A 16,626-nucleotide genomic window follows, 5' to 3' on the forward strand; every position below is an offset into this window, starting at 1 on the left:
CGGGCTCTCCTTCGGTTTCACAGGTCTTCGGGGGTGCGGAGGGTGGTGCCGAGCCAGTCGGCGACGGCGTCGCCGGTGGTCGCGACATGCCGTTCCATGATCGAGAAGTGGTCTCCGGGAACGTCGACGACGGTGTCGGCACCGGCCCAGGACGAGCGCCAGTCACCGGCTTCGGCGGACGGGCGGCCGAGCGGGGTGGAGGCGCGGACCAGCAGCAGCGGGGCGCGGACCGCCGGGGGGTTCCAGTCGTCGAGCAGACGGAAGTAGCCGCCCATCGCGGTCAGCCTGGTCCCGTCCATCGGTGCCGCCCGGTCCTCGCGGTCGAACATGCCGCCCAGCAGGACGTCGTTGAACTGGGTGATGCCTTCGTTGTCGGAGAGGTAGGTGTCCAGCAGCACCACGGCCGCCGGGCCCTCGCCGCGCTGCTCCAGCGCGGCGGCCACTCCGTGGGCGAGCGTGCCGCCGGAGGAGGAGCCGGCCAGGACGAGCGTCCGTCCGGGCAGTTCCCGGAGCAGTGTCGTCGCCTGGAAGTCCAGCAGGGCCGACATGTCGGCGGGCAGTTCCTCCTCGGGGGTGAATCCGGGGGCGTCCAGGGCGGCGACGGCGTAGCGGTCCCGGAAGCGGGCCGCGAAGCGGGCGTACTGGTGGGCACCGCCGAGGGCGACGATGGAGCCGAAGCAGACGAGTACGGGGGCGTCGGCGCGCTCGTTCAGGCGCAGCAGCCGCGGGCCGGTGCCGGCGGCCGCGAGGTCGCTGCCGCTGGGGAAGGCCGGGCGCAGGGCGGAGGCGTGCTTGAGCAGGGCGATGCCCTCGTCGATCCGGCCGAGTGCGCAGGCCCGGCGGAACAGCACGCTCACCGGGTCGGTGTCGGCGGTGTCGGTTCCGGTTGCGGCGGTTCCGGTTGCGGCGGTTCCGGTTGCGGGTGCCGCTTCGGGCCGAGGGGTGTTGTCCCTCGGGGCCTCGGCGGCGAGGCGCGCCGCGAGCGCGGCGGGGGTGCCGCTGTCGAAGACGGCGGAGGGCCGCAACCGCAGTCCGGTGGCGGCGGCCAGCCGGTTGCGGAGCTCGACCGCGGTCAACGAGTCGAATCCGACGGAGAGGAAGGGCACCGTCGCGGACAGCGCCCCGGAGTCGGTGTGGCCGAGGACTTCGGCGGCCTGGGCGAGGACGATGTCAAGCAGGACCAGCCCGCGTTCCTGTACGTCGGCGGCGGCGTCGAGCCGTTGCCGCAGCGCCGCGGCGGCGGTCGGCGTCCCCTTCGCTCCGGTCGTCGCGGTCGGGCTGCGCCGGACCAGGGAGCGCAGCATCGGGTGCACCGGGCCGTCGCCGTACACGGTGAGGTCGAGGTGGGCCAGGACGACGGGGCTCCCGTCTCCCGGCGGGGCGGCTTCCGCGGCGCACACCGTGTCCAGCAGGGCCATGGCCTCCTCGTCGGAGAGGCCGCGGGCGCCGCGCCGGTCGATGCGCCGCCGTTCGGCGCCGCCGAGCTCGGCCGTCATCCCGCTCACCCGCTCCCAGGGGCCCCAGGCCAGGGACAGGCCGGGGAGCCCGAGCCGTCGGCGTTCCGCGATGAGGGCGTCGAGCGCGGCGTTGGCGGCCGAGTAGGACGCCTGGCCGGGGCTGCCCAGCACGCCCGCGGCGGAGGAGAAGACGACGAACGCGGACAGGTCCGCTCCGCGCGTCAGCTGGTCGAGGTGCCGGGCGGCGTCGAACTTGGGCCGCAGGACGGCGGTCATCCGCTCCCCCGTCAGCCCGTCCAGCAGACCGTCGTCGAGCACTCCGGCGGTGTGGACCACGGCGCACAGCGGATGGCGTTCGGGGATGGCCGCCAGGGCGGCGGCCAGTGCCTGACGGTCGGACACATCACAGCTGACGGCGGCCAGTTCGGCTCCGGCCTCGGCCAGCTCCGCCGTCAGCTCCGGCATGCCGGGGGCGTCGGCGCCGCGGCGACTCAGCACGAGGAGGTGGCGTACCCCGTGCGCGGCGACCAGATGGCGCGCCAGGACGGCCGCGAGAGCACCGCCCCCGCTCACCAGTACCGTCCCTTCGGACGGCCCGAACGGGCCGGCCTGCCGGGTGGCGGTGGCCGTGGCCGTGGCGGTGGCCGTGGCGATGGTGACCGGCGGCCGTATCAGTCGGGGCGCGTACAGGACGCCACCGCGCAGGGCCGCCTGTGGTTCGCCCGTGGCGAGGAGCTCGGCGAGCGCGTCACCGAGACCGTCCGGGTCCGGCCCTTCGGTGTCCAGCAGCACGAACCGGTCGGGGTGTTCGAGCTGAGCGGCTCGGAGCATGCCCCAGACGGCCGCCGCACCAGGGTCCGCCGGCTGCGGCTGCGCGCCGGTCGGGCCGGTCGCGCCCCGGGTGAGCACCACCAGGGGCGTACGGGCGGCGGTGTCGTCGGCCAGGTGGGCCTGGAGGCGGTCCAGGACCCCGGACGCGACCGCGTGCACCGCCGCGGGGTCCGCGTCCCGGGCGGGGGCGTCCGCAGTCACGGTGTCGGTGGACGGGGGGCAGGTCAGCAGCACCGCGTCGGGTGTCGCGGACGGGGGTTCGGTGGGGAAGGCGGCCGGCAGCAGCCGCTCGTCCTGCGGGCCGAGGAGGCCCCAGCGGGTGACCGGGCGCGGGCCGGGCCCGGCGGTGACCGGCGTCCAGCCGACGTGGAAGACGGAGCCGGAGGACGACCGCAGTGCGGCGGTGGACGCCGTGCGCAGGGTGAGCGAGCCGACCGTCGCCACCGTGCGCCCCGAGGGATCGGTGATCCGCGCGGTGACGGCGTCCGGGCCGTCGGGGCGCAGCCGGACGCGCAGGACCGGCGCGTCGGAGGTTTCGATCGCGACGCGCTGCCAGGAGAACGGCAGGGGGACGCCGTCGGCGGGCTCCGCAGTCGCGGCGCCTTCGCGCAGACCGGTCGTCTGGAGGGCCGCGTCCAGGAGGGCCGGGTGCACGCCGAAGCCGCCCGCTCCGCCGGCGGGGAGGCCGTCGGGCAGGGCCACTTCGGCGTGGATCGCGTCTGCGGTGCGCCATGCGGCGCGCAGGCCCCGGAACGCCGGGCCGTAGGCGACGCCCCGGGTTTCGAGCAGCCCGTACAGTTCGTCCACGTCGAGGGGGACCGCGTCGGGCGGGGGCCACGTGCCGGCCGGTTCGGTCGTGCCGTCCCGGTCGGCCGAGGGGTCCCGGGGGCCGACCGCGCCGGTCGCGTGCCGGGTCCAGGGCCGGTCGGCGGAGCCGGGGGCGGCCTCGGGCCGGGAGTGGAACTCCACCGGGCGCCGTCCCGTGCCGTCTTCGGCGCCCACCCGTACGCGCAGTTGCACGGCCTGATCGTCGGGCAGCAGCAGCGGGGCGGCGAGGGTCAGCTCCTCCACGAGGGCGCAGCCGAGGCGGCGGCCCACGTGCGCGGCCAGCTCCACGAGGGCCGCGCCGGGCAGGATCACGGCTCCGGCCACGGCGTGGTCGGCGAGCCAGGGGTGGGTGGCCGAGGAGAGCCGGCCGGTGAAGAGGGTGCCCGCGTCGTCGGGCAGTTCGACCGCGGCACCGAGCAGCGGGTGGTCCGCGGCGGACTGGCCGGTGGCCGCCTGGTCCCGGTCGGCCGGCAGGGCGTCCAGCCAGTAGCGGCGTCGTTGGAAGGCGTAGGTGGGCAGGTCCACCCGCCGGGCACCGGTTCCCGCGAACAGTCGCTCCCAGGCGACGCGCAGGCCCCGGACGTGTGCCTCGGCGAGCGCGAGCTGGAGTCGGCGGAGCCCTCCGGCCCCGCGCCGCAGGGTGTCGAGCACCAGCGTCTCCGGGGCGCCCGCGTCGGCGGCCGTGTCCTCGATCGCGTACATCAGGGCGGGCTGGGGGCCGGACTCGATGAAGACGCGGTGCCCGGCCGCGAGGAGCGAGCGGGTCGCCCGCTCGAACTCGACGGTCTGCCGGAGGTTGCGGTACCAGTACGCGGCGCCCAGGGACTTCGTGTCCAGGAGACCGCCGGTCACGCTGGAGTAGTACGGCACCGCACCCGCGAGGGGGGTGATCCCGTCCAGGTCGGAGAGCAGGCGCTCGCGGATCTGCTCCACGTGCGAGGAGTGCGACGCGAAGTCGGTTTCGATGCGAGTCGCCCACACCCCTTCCTCCAGGAGTTCCTCCACCAGGGCCGTGACCGCGTCGGCGTCGCCCGACACCGCCACCGACGACGGGCCGTTCACCGCCGCCACCGAGAGCCGGCCCGCCCACGGGGCGATGCGCTCCCGTGCCACGTCCACCGGCAGGGGAACCGACGCCATCCCGCCACGGCCCGCCAACGCCCCCACCGCACGGGAACGCAGCGCCACCACCCGCGCCCCGTCGTCGATGCTCAGGCCACCCGCCACCACCGCGGCGGCGATCTCGCCCTGCGAGTGGCCCACCACCGCGTCCGGAACGACCCCGAACGCACGCCACACCTCCGCCAGCGACACCATCACCGACCACAGCACCGGCTGCACCACGTCGACCCGGGCGAGCAACCGCTCCGAGCCCAGCGCCTCCGCCAACGACCAGTCGACGTAAGGCGCCAGCGCACGCTCGCACTCGGCCATCCGCCCCGCGAACACCTCCGATTCGGCCAGCAGCTCTACGGCCATCCCCACCCACTGCGAACCCTGGCCCGGGAACACCAACACCGAACGGCCCGGGGGCAGCCCGCTGCCGACCGTCACGCCCGCCGCACGCACGCCCCGCGACAGGGCGGCGACACCGGCCAGCAGCTCGCCCCGGCCCGCCCCCACCACCACCGCGCGCTCCGCGAACCGCGAACGCCCCGCCGCCAGCGAATGGCCGACATCCGTCGCGCTCAGGCCCGGTTCCGCCACCACCCGCTCGTACAGCGCCGTCGCCTGGGCGCGCAGCGCGTCCGGAGTACGCGCCGACAGGACCCAGGGGACGGCGGCGGGCACGGGTTCCGGCGTGGCGGGCCCGTCGGGAGCTGCCGGGTCGGCCGGGGCCTGTTCGAGGATGACGTGGGCGTTGGTGCCGCTGGCGCCGAAGGAGGACACCCCGGCCCGGCGCGGACGTCCCGTCTCCGGCCAGGGGGCGGCCTCGGTGAGCAGGGAGACGGCTCCCTCGGTCCAGTCGATCTGGGGCGAGGGACAGTCGACGTGCAGGGTGCGCGGCATCACGCCGTGCCGCATCGCGAGCACCGACTTGATCACCCCGCCGACTCCCGCGGCGGCCTGGGTGTGGGACAGGTTGGACTTCAGCGAGCCCAGCCGCAACGGCCGCCCGGCGGGCCGGTCCTGCCCGTACGTGGCCATGAGCGCCTGCGCCTCGATGGGGTCGCCGAGGACAGTGCCGGTGCCGTGCGCCTCCACCATGTCGACCTCGGACGGGTCGAGTCCGGCACGGGCGAGCGCCCCGTTGATGACGCGCTGCTGCGCGGGCCCGTTCGGGGCGGTCAGCCCGTTGCTGGCGCCGTCCTGGTTGACGGCCGAGCCGCGGATGACGGCCAGGACGGGGTGCCCCGCGCGCCGGGCGTCCGAGAGCCGTTCCAGCAGGAGCAGGCCCAGGCCCTCCCCGAACCCGGCTCCGTCCGCCGCGGACGAGAAGGACTTGCTGCGTCCGTCGGGTGCCAGGCCGCGCTGGCGGCTGAATCCGACGTACAGGCCGGGGGTGGACATCACAGTCACCCCACCGGCCAGGGCGAGGGTGGTGTCGCCGGAGCGCAGCCCCTGGCAGGCGAGGTGGACGGCGACCAGGGAGGACGAGCAGGCGGTGTCCAGGGTGACCGCCGGGCCTTCCAGGCCCAGGGTGTAGGCGATCCGGCCCGAGGCGACGCTGGGGATGGTGCCGGTGCCGAGGAAGCCTTCCACTTCGTCGGGCACCCGGCCGAGCCGGGACCCGTATTCGCTGTAGATCACTCCGGTGTAGACGCCGGTGCGGCTGCCGCGCAGGGTCGTCGGGTCGATGCCCGCGCGTTCCACCGCTTCCCAGGACGCTTCCAGCAGCAGCCGCTGCTGCGGGTCCATGGCCAGGGCCTCGCGCGGCGAGATACCGAAGAAGCCGGGGTCGAAGCCGGTCGCGTCGTGGAGGAAGCCGCCTTCCCGGACGTAGAAGGTGCCGGGGGCGTCGGGGTCGGCGTCGAAGCCGCCCTCGACGTCCCAGCCGCGGTCGGTGGGGAACGGCGAGACCGCGTCGCGTTCCTTGACCAGCAGCTCCCACAGGTCTTCCGGGGTGCGTACGCCGCCGGGGTAGCGGCAGCTCATCGCCACGATGGCGATGGGCTCGGCGGAGTCGTCGCGGAGCCGTCGGTTCTCCTGCCGCAGGCGCTGGTTGTCCACCAGCGAGGCGCGCAGGGCGGCCACCACCTGGTCCGTGTCGGTGGGCATGGGGTTGGACTTCTCCTTCTGCGGCTGTCGGTCAGTCACGTTCGCCGCCCAGGGCCATCCGGACGAGGTCGTCGACGGCCATGGCGTTGATGTCGGCGGCGGGAGCCGGCGTCTCCGGTGTCTCCGGCCGGTCGGCGAGGTGCGCCCCGGCGGCCTTCCCGGTGCCGGCGGGGTCGCCCGGCCCGTCGGGTACCAGGCGCCCGGTGAGGTGGGCGGCGACGGCGGCCGGGGTGGGGTGGTCGAAGACCAGGGTGGCGGGCAGCCGGCGGCCGGTGGCGGCGCCGAGCCGGTTGCGGAGTTCGACTGCGGTGAGCGAGTCGAAGCCGAGGTCCTTGAACGCCTGGTCCGGGTCGACGGCCTCGGGTCCGCCGTGGCCGAGGATGTCGGCGACCCGGCTCCGTACCAGGTCGAGCAGGGTGGCGACGCGTTCCTCCGGGGTGAGGCCGGTCAGCCGGCGGCGCAGCGAGTCCGCTTCGGCGGCGTCCGCCCCGGAGGCGGGGCGGCGTGCGGTGCCGGGGACCAGGGCGGCGAGCAGGGCCGGGACGGGTCCGGTCCGGGCTGCCGTCCGGAGCCGGCCGAGGTCGATCTTGACCGGGACGAGCAGCGGTTCGTCCAGGGTGAGCGCCGCGTCGAACAGGGCCAGGCCCTCTTCGCTGCCGATGGCCGCGGTGCCTCCCCGGGACATCCGCCGCAGGTCGGCGGCGGTGAGCGTGCCGGTCATGGTGCTGCGGCGCGCCCACAGGCCCCAGGCGAGCGACTGGGCGGGCAGTTTCAGGGCACGGCGGTGCTGGGCGAGCGCGTCGAGGAAGGCGTTGGCGGCCGCGTAGTTGCCCTGCCCGGCGTTGCCGACCGTGGCGGACGCGGAGGAGAACAGGACGAAGGCCGACAGCGCAAGGTCACGGGTGAGGTTGTGCAGGTTGAGGGCTGCGTCGACCTTGGGTCGCAGGACGTGGCGCATCCGCTCCGGGGTCAGCGACTCGATCGTCCCGTCGTCCAGGACGCCGGCCGCGTGGACGACCGCGCTCAGCGGGCGGTCGGCGGGGATGCCGGCGAGCAGCGCGGCGAGCGCGTCCCGGTCGGCGACGTCACAGGCCTCCACGTCCACCCGGGCGCCGAGGCCGCGCAGTTCGGCGGCGAGGTCGGCCAGGCCCGGGGCGTCCGTGCCGCGCCTGCCGACGAGCAGCAGGTTCTGTACGCCGTGCGCGGTCACGAGGTGCTGTGCCACCAGGCCGCCGAGCGCGCCGCCAGCCCCGGTGACGAGGACGGTTCCCCCGGCCGCGGCGATACCGGACGGTGTGTCCGGGGCCGGGTTCGGGTCCGTGGCGACGGTGGCCCTGGTGAGGCGGGCGGCGAGGAGCTCTCCGCCGCGTATCGCCAGTTGGGGTTCCGTTCCGGCCAGTGCCCGGGGCAGCAGGCCGGCCACGGCGGCCGGGTCGTCGGTGTCGATCAGCAGGAAGCGGTCCGGGTGCTCGGACTGGGCGGAGCGGACGAGGCCGCGGACCGCGGCGCCGGTGAGGTCGGTGACCTCCTCGCCGGCTGCCGTGGAGACCGCACCCCGGGTGACGAGCACGAGCCGGGTGCCGTCGTCCCACCGCGGGTCGGCCAGCCAGTCCTGGACGAGCCGCAGGGCGTCGTCCAGTGCGGTGTGCACGGATGCGGCGTCGGGCGGGGACGAAAGGTCCGGGGTGTGGTCGCACCAGGCCAGCACGGCGGCGGGCGACGGCGCTCCCCCGTCCAGCGCGGCACCGAGGGCGGCCAGGTCCGGATGGCTGTCCGGGAAGAGTTCCCGGCCGCCGAGGACAGCCCAGTGTCCGAGGGGGTCGGCGGGTGCGGTGGCGGGCACCGCCGACCACTGCACCCGGTAGAGGGATTCCGGGCCGCCGCCCGGGCGGAGGGTGTCGAGGTCGACCGGGCGGACGGCGAGCGCCTCGACCGACGCGACCGGGAGGCCGTTCGAGTCGGTCGCGTCGATCGACACCGATCCGTCCGGCCGGAAGCCGAGCCGTACCCTGAGCGCGGTGGCTCCGGAGGCGTGCAGCCCGACTCCGCTCCAGGAGAACGGCAGTCCGGCGGACGGCCGGTCCGCGCCCGGTTCGGTGTCCGGCCGAGCCCGCAGGAACAGCCCCTGGAGGGCGGCGTCCAGGAGGGCGGGGTGCACGCCGAAGGCAGAGGCGGACCGGTGCTGGTCCTCGGGCAGACGTACCTCGGTGAAGATCTCGTCACCCCGGCGCCAGGCAGCGGTGAGCCCGCGGAAGGCGGGTCCGTAGCCGTAACCGGAGGCACGGAACCGCTCGTACAGGTCGTCGACGGGGATCGGGACGGTGCCGGGCGGGGGCCAGGAGCCGGCGTCGTCCGGTACGGCTGAGGACGACGGCTCGCGGGTCGTGGCGTCGGCGGTGAGCCTGCCGGTCGCGTGCGCGGTCCAGTGCGGGGTCGCCGCGTCCTCGCGGCAGGAGAACAGGTCCAGTGAGCGGCTGCCGTGCGCGTCCGTGGCGCCGACCCGAACCTGCAGGCGGACGGCGGTGTCGGCGGGTATCAACAGCGGTGACTGGAGCGTCAGTTCCTCCACCGTGTGGCAGCCGGCCTCGTCCGCGGCGCGTACCGCGAGTTCCGCGAAGGCCGCGCCGGGCAGCAGGACCGTGCCGGCCACCGCATGGTCGGCGAGCCAGGGGTGGGTACGCAGCGAGATCCGGCCCGTGAGCAGCAGTTCACCCGTGTCGGCCAGTTCGATGGCCGCTCCGAGGACGGGGTGGTCGGCCGGATCGAGCCCGGCCGCGCCCACATCGGCCGCCGCGGTGGGCGCCGGCTCGGGCCAGTAGCGGCTGCGCTGGAAGGCGTACGTCGGCAGGTCCACCCGCCGCGCTCCCGGGAACGCACCCGAGAAGTCCGCCCCCAACCCGCACTCCCACGCACGACCCACCGCACGCAACACCTGCGCCGGGCCACCCTCCCCACGACGCAGCGTCCCCAGCACCACGGCATCCACACCCGCGGCCTCCACCGACTCCCCCACCGCCACACCCAGCACCGCATGCGGGCTGGACTCGACGAAGAACCGGAAGCCCTCCCCCAACAGCGCCGCCGTGGCCTGCCCGAACTCGACGGTCTCCCGCAGGTTGCGGTACCAGTACTCGGCGTCCAGGGACTTCGTGTCCAGCCAGCCGCCCGTCACCGTCGAGAAGAACGGCACAGAACCCGCGAGAGGGGTGATCCCGTCCAGATCGGCGAGCAGCCGCTCGCGGACCTCCTCCACATGCGCGGAGTGCGACGCGTAGTCGACCTCGATCAGACGCGCCCGCACACCCTCCCCCACCAGAGCCTCCACCAACGCGGCGACCGCGTCCGCGTCACCCGACACCACCGTCGACGACGGACCGTTCACCGCCGCCACCGACAACCGGCCGCCGATCCGCTCCCGCACCGCCTCCACCGGCAGGGGAACCGACGCCATCCCGCCACGGCCCGCCAACGCCCCCACCGCACGGGAACGCAGCGCCACCACCCGCGCCCCGTCGTCGATGCTCAGACCACCCGCCACCACGGCCGCGGCGATCTCGCCCTGCGAGTGGCCCACCACCGCGTCCGGAACGACCCCGAACGAGCGCCACACCTCCGCCAGCGACACCATCACCGACCACAGCACCGGCTGCACCACATCGACCCGCGCCAGCAGCGCCTCCGAGCCCAGCGCCTCCGCCAACGACCAATCGACATAAGGCGCCAACGCCCGCCCGCACTCCGCCATCCGCCCCGCGAACACCTCCGACCCGGCCAGCAACTCCGCGGCCATCCCCACCCACTGCGAACCCTGACCCGGGAACACCAACACCGAACGGCCGTCGACCGGGCGACCGCCGTCCCACGCTCCCGAGTCGTCGTCGGCCATCCGGCCCAGCAGGGTGTGAAGTTGGTCCCGGTCCCCGACCAGTGCCTTCCGGTACTCGAAGGCGGTGCGCGTGTGCAGGGCGGATCCGATGTCGCGCGGGTCGACCCCGGGGTTGCCGTCCAGGTGGCGGCGCAGCCGGTCGGCCTGCAGGCGCAGTGCCTGCGGGCTCTTCGCCGACAGCAGCCAGGGCACCGCCGGCAGGGGGGTGCGCTCGGCCGGCGGGCCGTCCTCCTCCGGGGGGGTGTGTTCGAGGATGGTGTGGACGTTGGTGCCACTCAGGCCGAAGGAGGACACTCCGGCCCGGAAGGGGCGGCCGTGGGACGGCCAGGGCTGCTGCTCGGTCGCGAGGGCCAGCGCTCCACGCGTCCAGTCGACGTGGCCGGAGGGCCTGCTGACGTGCAGGGTGCGGGGCACCTGTCCGTGCTGCATGGACAGCACCGTCTTGATGACCCCCGCCACACCCGATGCTGCCTGGGCGTGGCCGAGGTTGGACTTGAGGGAGCCGACCAGCAGGGGCCGTTCGGCGGGCCGGTCCTGGCCGTAGGTGGCCAGCAGGGCCTGCGCCTCGATCGGGTCGCCGAGGGTGGTGCCGGTGCCGTGCGCCTCCACCACGTCCACCTCGGACGCCGTCAGGCCCGCGTCCGCGAGCGCCGCCCGGATCACCCGCTGCTGCGACGGACCGTTGGGGGCGGAGAGTCCGTTGCTGGCGCCGTCCTGGTTGACGGCGGAGCCGCGTACCACCGCCAGTACCGGGTGTCCGTTGCGGCGGGCGTCCGACAGCCGCTCCAGCAGCAGGACACCGACGCCCTCGCCCATGCCCATGCCGTCCGCGTCGTCCGAGAAGGCCTTGCAGCGGCCGTCCTCGGCGAGTCCCCGTTGCCGGGAGAAGCTGATCAGGGCGCCGGGGGTCGCCATCAGGGCGACGCCGCCGACCAGGGCGAGGGAGCAGTCGCCGCCGCGCAGGGCCCGGCCGGCGTAGTGCATGGCGACGAGCGAGGAGGAGCAGGCCGTGTCGATGGTCACGGCGGGGCCTTCGAGGCCCAGGGTGTAGGCGACCCGGCCGGATACGACGCTGGGTGCGCTGCCGGTGAGCAGGTGGCCGTCTCCTTCCTCCGACTGGGCGACGACGGCCGCGTAGTCGGCGTAGTTGACGCCGGTGAACACTCCGGTGCGGCTGCCGCGCAGGGCGGCCGGGTCGATGGCGGCGCGTTCGATCGCCTCCCAGGTGGTTTCCAGGAGCAGCCGCTGCTGGGGGTCCATGGCCAGGGCCTCGCGCGGCGAGATGCCGAAGAACTCCGCGTCGAACTCGGCGGCGTCGTGCAGGAAGCCGCCGTGCCGGGTGTAGGAGGTGCCGGGGCGGTCGGGGTCGGGGTCGTAGAGGCCCTCCAGGTCCCAGCCGCGGTCGGTGGGGAAGTCCGAGACGGCGTCGCCGCCGTCGGCGAGCAGGCGCCACAGGTCTTCGGGGGTGCCGATGCCGCCGGGGAAGCGGCAGGCCATGGACACGATCGCGATCGGCTCGTCGTCGGGCGCGGGCGGGTGCGCGGCGGTGTCCGGGGCGGCGGGGTCCGGGGCGGTGGCCTGCCGGCCGAGCAGTTCGGCGCGGATTTCCCGGGCGAGCGCGGTGGACGACGGGTGGTCGAAGATCAGCGTGGACGGCAGCCGCAGTCCGGTGGCGGTGTTGAGCCGGTTGCGGAGTTCGACTGCGGTGAGGGAGGCGAAGCCCATGTCCTGGAACGCCATGCCGGGCCGGATCGCGTCCACCGAGGGATGGCCGAGGACGGCTGCCGCGTGGGTGCGGACCAGGTCGAGCAGCAGGCGGTGCTGTTCGGATTCGGCGAGGGCGGCGAGCCGTTGGCGCAGCAGTGCGGCGGCGGGTGCCTCCGTGTCGCCGGTCGCGGCTTCCAGGGCGCGGCGGGCTTCGGGGATGCCGGTGAGCAGCGGGCTGCGGCGGGTGGAGGTGAAGACGGCGGCGAACTGCTCCCAGTCGACGTCGGCGACGGCGAGTACGGTCTCGTCGTCGTCGAGTGCCTGTTGCAGGGCGTGGACCGCGAGGTCGGGGGCGATCCGGGGCAGGCCGTGCTGCTCCAGGTTGAACAGATCGGCGTCCGCTCCGGCGATGCGATCCTGGAAGGGGTTCTCGGCCTGCCAGATGCCCCAGTCGACGGTGGTGGCGGTGAGGCCGCGGGCCCGGCGGTGCTGGGCCAGGGCGTCGAGGTAGGCGTTGGCTGCGGCGTAGGCGCCGTGGTCGCCGCTGCCCCAGACTCCGGCGATCGAGGAGAACAGGACGAAGGCGTCGAGTTCGCGGTCGAGCAGGGCGTCGAGGTGTTCGGCGCCGGCGGCCTTGGCGGCGACGATCTGTTCGAACGCGGACATCGGTGTGCCGTCCAGGGGGGCGAGCGCGACGAACGCGGCCGCGTGGACGACCGCGGTGACCGGGTCGCCCGCCGTGTCCAGGCCGGTGAGCAGTTCCGCCACGGCCCGACGGTCCGCCAGGTCGCAGACGGGCAGGGTCAGTCGTACGCCGAGGGCGGCCAGTTCCGCGGCGAGTTCGGCCGCGCCGGGTGCCTGGGGGCCGCGGCGGCCGGGCAGGACGAGGTGGGTGGCGCCGCTGCGGGCCAGCCAGCGGACGAGGTGCGGGCCGACCGCTCCGGTGCCGCCGGTCAGCAGGACGGTGCCGCGGGGCTTCCAGTGCTTCGTACGGCTGTCGTTCCGGGGGGCGCGCCGGAGGCGGCGGGCCAGCAGGCCGGTGGGGCGCAGGGCGAGCTGGTCCTCGCGGCCGGGGCCGTCCGGGCCGGTGCCGGGGGCCGTCAGGACGGCGGCGAGGCGGGTCCTGGCGCGGGCGTCGAGGTTCGTCGGCAGGTCGATGAGTCCGCCCCAGCGGGCGGACAGTTCCAGCGCGGCCACCAGTCCGGTGCCCCAGACCAGTGCCTGGCGGGGGTGGGTGACCGGGTCGTCCTGGCCCGTGGAAACGGCCCCGGCGGTGGCGCACCACAGGGGTGCGGTGAGGGCGAGGTCACCCAGGGCCTGCACCAGGGCGACGGTGAGTGCCGTCCCGGTGGGCAGGGCCGGGTGGTCGGGGTGGGGCCGGTCGTCGGCGGCCAGCAGCGACAGCACGCCCGTCGGGACGCGGTCGCCGAGGGCGGTGGCGAGCGTGTCCGCGAGGTCCGTGCGGCGAACGGCGTCGGCGGTGAGTTCGGCCGTGACGACGGTGGCGCCCGCTTCGGTGAGGGCGAGCAGCGGGCCGCGTACCCGTGCGTCGTCGTCGTGTCCGGCGGGCAGGACGACGAGCCAGGTGCCGGCGGCGGGGGTGGCGGCCGGCGGGTCGGGCAGGGGCTGCCAGCCGATGCGGTAGCGCCAGGAGTCGATGACGCTCTCGTCGCGCCGCTGTTTGCGCCAGCCTCGCAGGGCGGGCAGGACAGGGGCGAGGGCGTCCTCGTCGACGGCGAGGTGGGCGGCGATCTCGGCCGGGGCGTCGTGGTCGACCATGTGCCAGAAGGCCGTGTCGTGCGGGTCGGCGGCGGCCGGTCCGGTGCCGGGCGCCGCCTCCGGCTCCAGCCAGTAGCGCCGCAGCTGGAAGGGGTATCCGGGCAGGGCGGTCGGGCGGGCGCCGGTGCCGGCGTACACCGCGGACCAGTCGACGGCCGCGCCGGCCACCCAGAGTTCGGCGGCCGAGCGCAGGGCCCGGCGCAGTCCGCCGTCGTCGCGGCGCAGGGTGCCGACGACCACGGGCGGCTCCTCGGCGCCGGTGGCCTCGGCGGTGTCCTGGAGGGCCATGGTCAGCACCGGGTGCGGCGACACCTCGACGAAGACCTCGTGGCCCTGTTCGATCAGGGAGCGGACGGCGGCGTCGAAGCGGACGGTCCCGCGGAGGTTGCGGTACCAGTAGTCGGCGTCCATGACCGTGGTGTCGAGCCGGTCGCCGGTGACGGTGGAGAACAGCGGAATCCGGGCCGGGAGCGGGCGTACGCCGGCCAGCGCGGCCAGCACCTCGGACCTGATCCCTTCGACCTGGGCCGAGTGCGAGGCGTAGTCCACGGGTACGGACCGGGCCCGTACGCCCTGTGCGGCGCAGTGGGCGAGCAGGTCGGCCAGGGCCTGGGTCCCGCCCGAGACCACCACGGCGGCGGGCCCGTTGACGGCGGCCACCGACAGCTTCTCGGCCCAGGGGGCGATCTCGGCGCGGACCCGGTCCTCGGGCAGGGACACCGCGACCATGCCGCCGAGTCCGGCCAGCGCCCGGATGGCCCGGCTGCGCAGGGCGACGACCTTCGCCCCGTCCTCCAGGCTCAGCGCTCCCGCCACCACGGCGGCGGCGATCTCGCCCTGGCTGTGCCCGACCACGGCGTCGGGCCGGACGCCCCAGGACTCCCAGTGCGCGGCCAGTGACACCATCACCGCCCACAGCACCGGCTGCACCACGTCCACCCGTTCCAGGGAGGGTGCCCCGGGCGCGCCCTCCAGGACGGCGGGGAGCCGCCAGTCGACGTGGGCGCGGAGGGCGGTGTCGCAGGCGGCGAGGCGGTCCCGGAACACGGGGCTGGTGGCGAGCAGGTCCCGCGCCATGCCGGCCCACTGGGAGCCCTGGCCGGGGAACACCAGTGCCGTCCGGCCCTCGACGACCCGGCCGGTGCCCGCGACGACGTCGGCGGGCGTGGCCGGGGCGGTGGAGGGGTCCGTGCCCGGCCCGGACAGGGCGGCGAGGCCGTCCAGCAGTGCGGGGCGCCCGTCGCCGATCACCACGGCCCGGTGTTCGAAGGCGGACCGGGTGGTCGCCAGCGAGAGCCCGATGTCGGCCGCCCGTGCGGGCGCGTCCGTGGCGAGCCGGGCGCGCAGCCGGGCCGCCTGGTCCCCGAGCGCGGACGCGGTGCGGCCGGACAGCACCCAGGGCAGCACGGCCCCGGGCGCGCCCGCCCCGGCTGCGGTGTCCGGGCCGTCGGTCGCTGCTTCCGGTCCGTCGGCCTGTTCCGGCTCCGGTGCCTGTTCGAGGACGACGTGCGCATTGGTGCCGCTCATGCCGAACGAGGACACCCCGGCCCGGCGCGGCCGGTCGACGGCGGGCCAGTCGCGGGCCTCGGTGAGGAGTTCGACGGCGCCCGAGGACCAGTCGGCGTGCGGGGTGGGCGCGTCCACGTGCAGGGTGCGGGGCAGGACGCCGTGCCGCAGCGCGAGCACCGTCTTGATGACCCCGGCGACCCCGGCGGCGGCCTGGGTGTGCCCGATGTTCGACTTCAGCGACCCCAGCCACAACGGACGCCCGGCGGGCCGGTCCTGGCCGTAGGTGGCCAGCAGCGCGTCGGCCTCGATCGGGTCGCCGAGGGTGGTCCCGGTGCCGTGTGCCTCCACCGCGTCGACCTCGGCGGCGGTCAGTCCGGCGTCGGCGAGGGCCGCCCGGATGACCCGCTGCTGGGAGGGGCCGTTGGGGGCGGTCAGGCCGTTGCTGGCGCCGTCCTGGTTGACGGCCGAGCCGCGCAGCACGGCCAGCACCGTACGGCCGTTGCGGCGCGCGTCCGACAGCCGCTCCAGCAGCAGCATCCCCACGCCCTCGCCCCAGCCGGTGCCGTCCGCGGCCGCCGCGAACGGCTTGCAGCGGCCGTCGGGGGACATCGCGCCCTGCCGGCTGAACTCGACGAACACCGCCGGCAGCGCCATCACGCTGACCCCGCCGGCGAGCGCGAGCGAGCACTCACCGGCCCGCAGGGCCCGCGCCGCGAGGTGCAGCGCCACCAGCGAGGCCGAACAGGCGGTGTCCACGGTGACGGCCGGGCCTTCGAGACCGAGCGCGTAGGACACCCGCCCGGACATCACGCTCATCGAGTTCCCCGTCATCAGGAACCCCTGGACGGCTTCGGCCGCGCCGGAGCCCAGCGTCGCGTACCCCTGGTCGATGGCCGCGGCATACACCCCGGTACGGCTGCCCCGCAGGGTGAGCGGGTCGATGCCGGCCCGCTCGACGGCTTCCCAGGACGCCATCAGCAGCAGCCGCTGCTGCGGGTCCATCGCGACCGCCTCACGGGGCGAGATGCCGAAGAACTCCGGGTCGAAATCCGCCGCGCCGTCCAGGAACGCCCCTCGCCCGGGGACCGTGCCGCCGGACGGCCAGGCGGTCTCCCAGCCCCGGTCGCCGGGGACCGGCGCGATGGTGTCGCGGCCTTCGGCGAGCAGCTCCCACAGGTCCTCGGGGGTGCGGACGCCGCCGGGGAAGCGGCAGCTCATCGCCACGATCGCGATCGGCTCGCCCGTGCGGGCCTCGGCCTCCCGGAGCCGCTGCCGGGTGTCCCGCAGGTCGATGGTCACCCGGTTGAGGTAGTCGCGCATCCTCTGGTCGCTCACTGGACACCGCTGCTTTCGTCTCGGGCTGCTCGGGTCTCGTCTCGGGCTGCTCGGGCTGCTCGGGGTGCGCGGACG

The 16,626-nt window shown here is 75.4% G+C and carries 2 protein-coding genes; both read right to left on the bottom strand.

Annotation, left to right across the window (positions count from 1 at the left end; all coding sequences use genetic code 11):
- Positions 1-17 precede the first annotated feature (17 nt).
- The gene (locus ACWGKU_RS17840) at positions 18-6,335 is read right to left on the bottom strand and encodes a type I polyketide synthase (protein WP_452177837.1); all 6,318 of its coding nucleotides are present in this window, start codon (positions 6,333-6,335) and stop codon (positions 18-20) included.
- Between the two features lie 31 nt (positions 6,336-6,366).
- Positions 6,367-16,551 carry a type I polyketide synthase gene (locus tag ACWGKU_RS17845; protein ID WP_452177838.1) on the bottom strand — a complete coding sequence of 3,395 codons (10,185 nt, stop codon included), beginning with the start codon at positions 16,549-16,551 and terminating at the stop codon, positions 6,367-6,369.
- Positions 16,552-16,626: the final 75 nt, after the last annotated feature.

The sequence above is a fragment of the Kitasatospora sp. NPDC054768 genome (assembly GCF_053612025.1).

What these genes read in the sequence shown, in the direction of transcription:
- ACWGKU_RS17840 (WP_452177837.1), bottom strand. Translation starts at nt 6,335, where the DNA reads ATGCCCACCGACACGGACCAGGTGGTGGCCGCCCTGCGCGCCTCGCTG.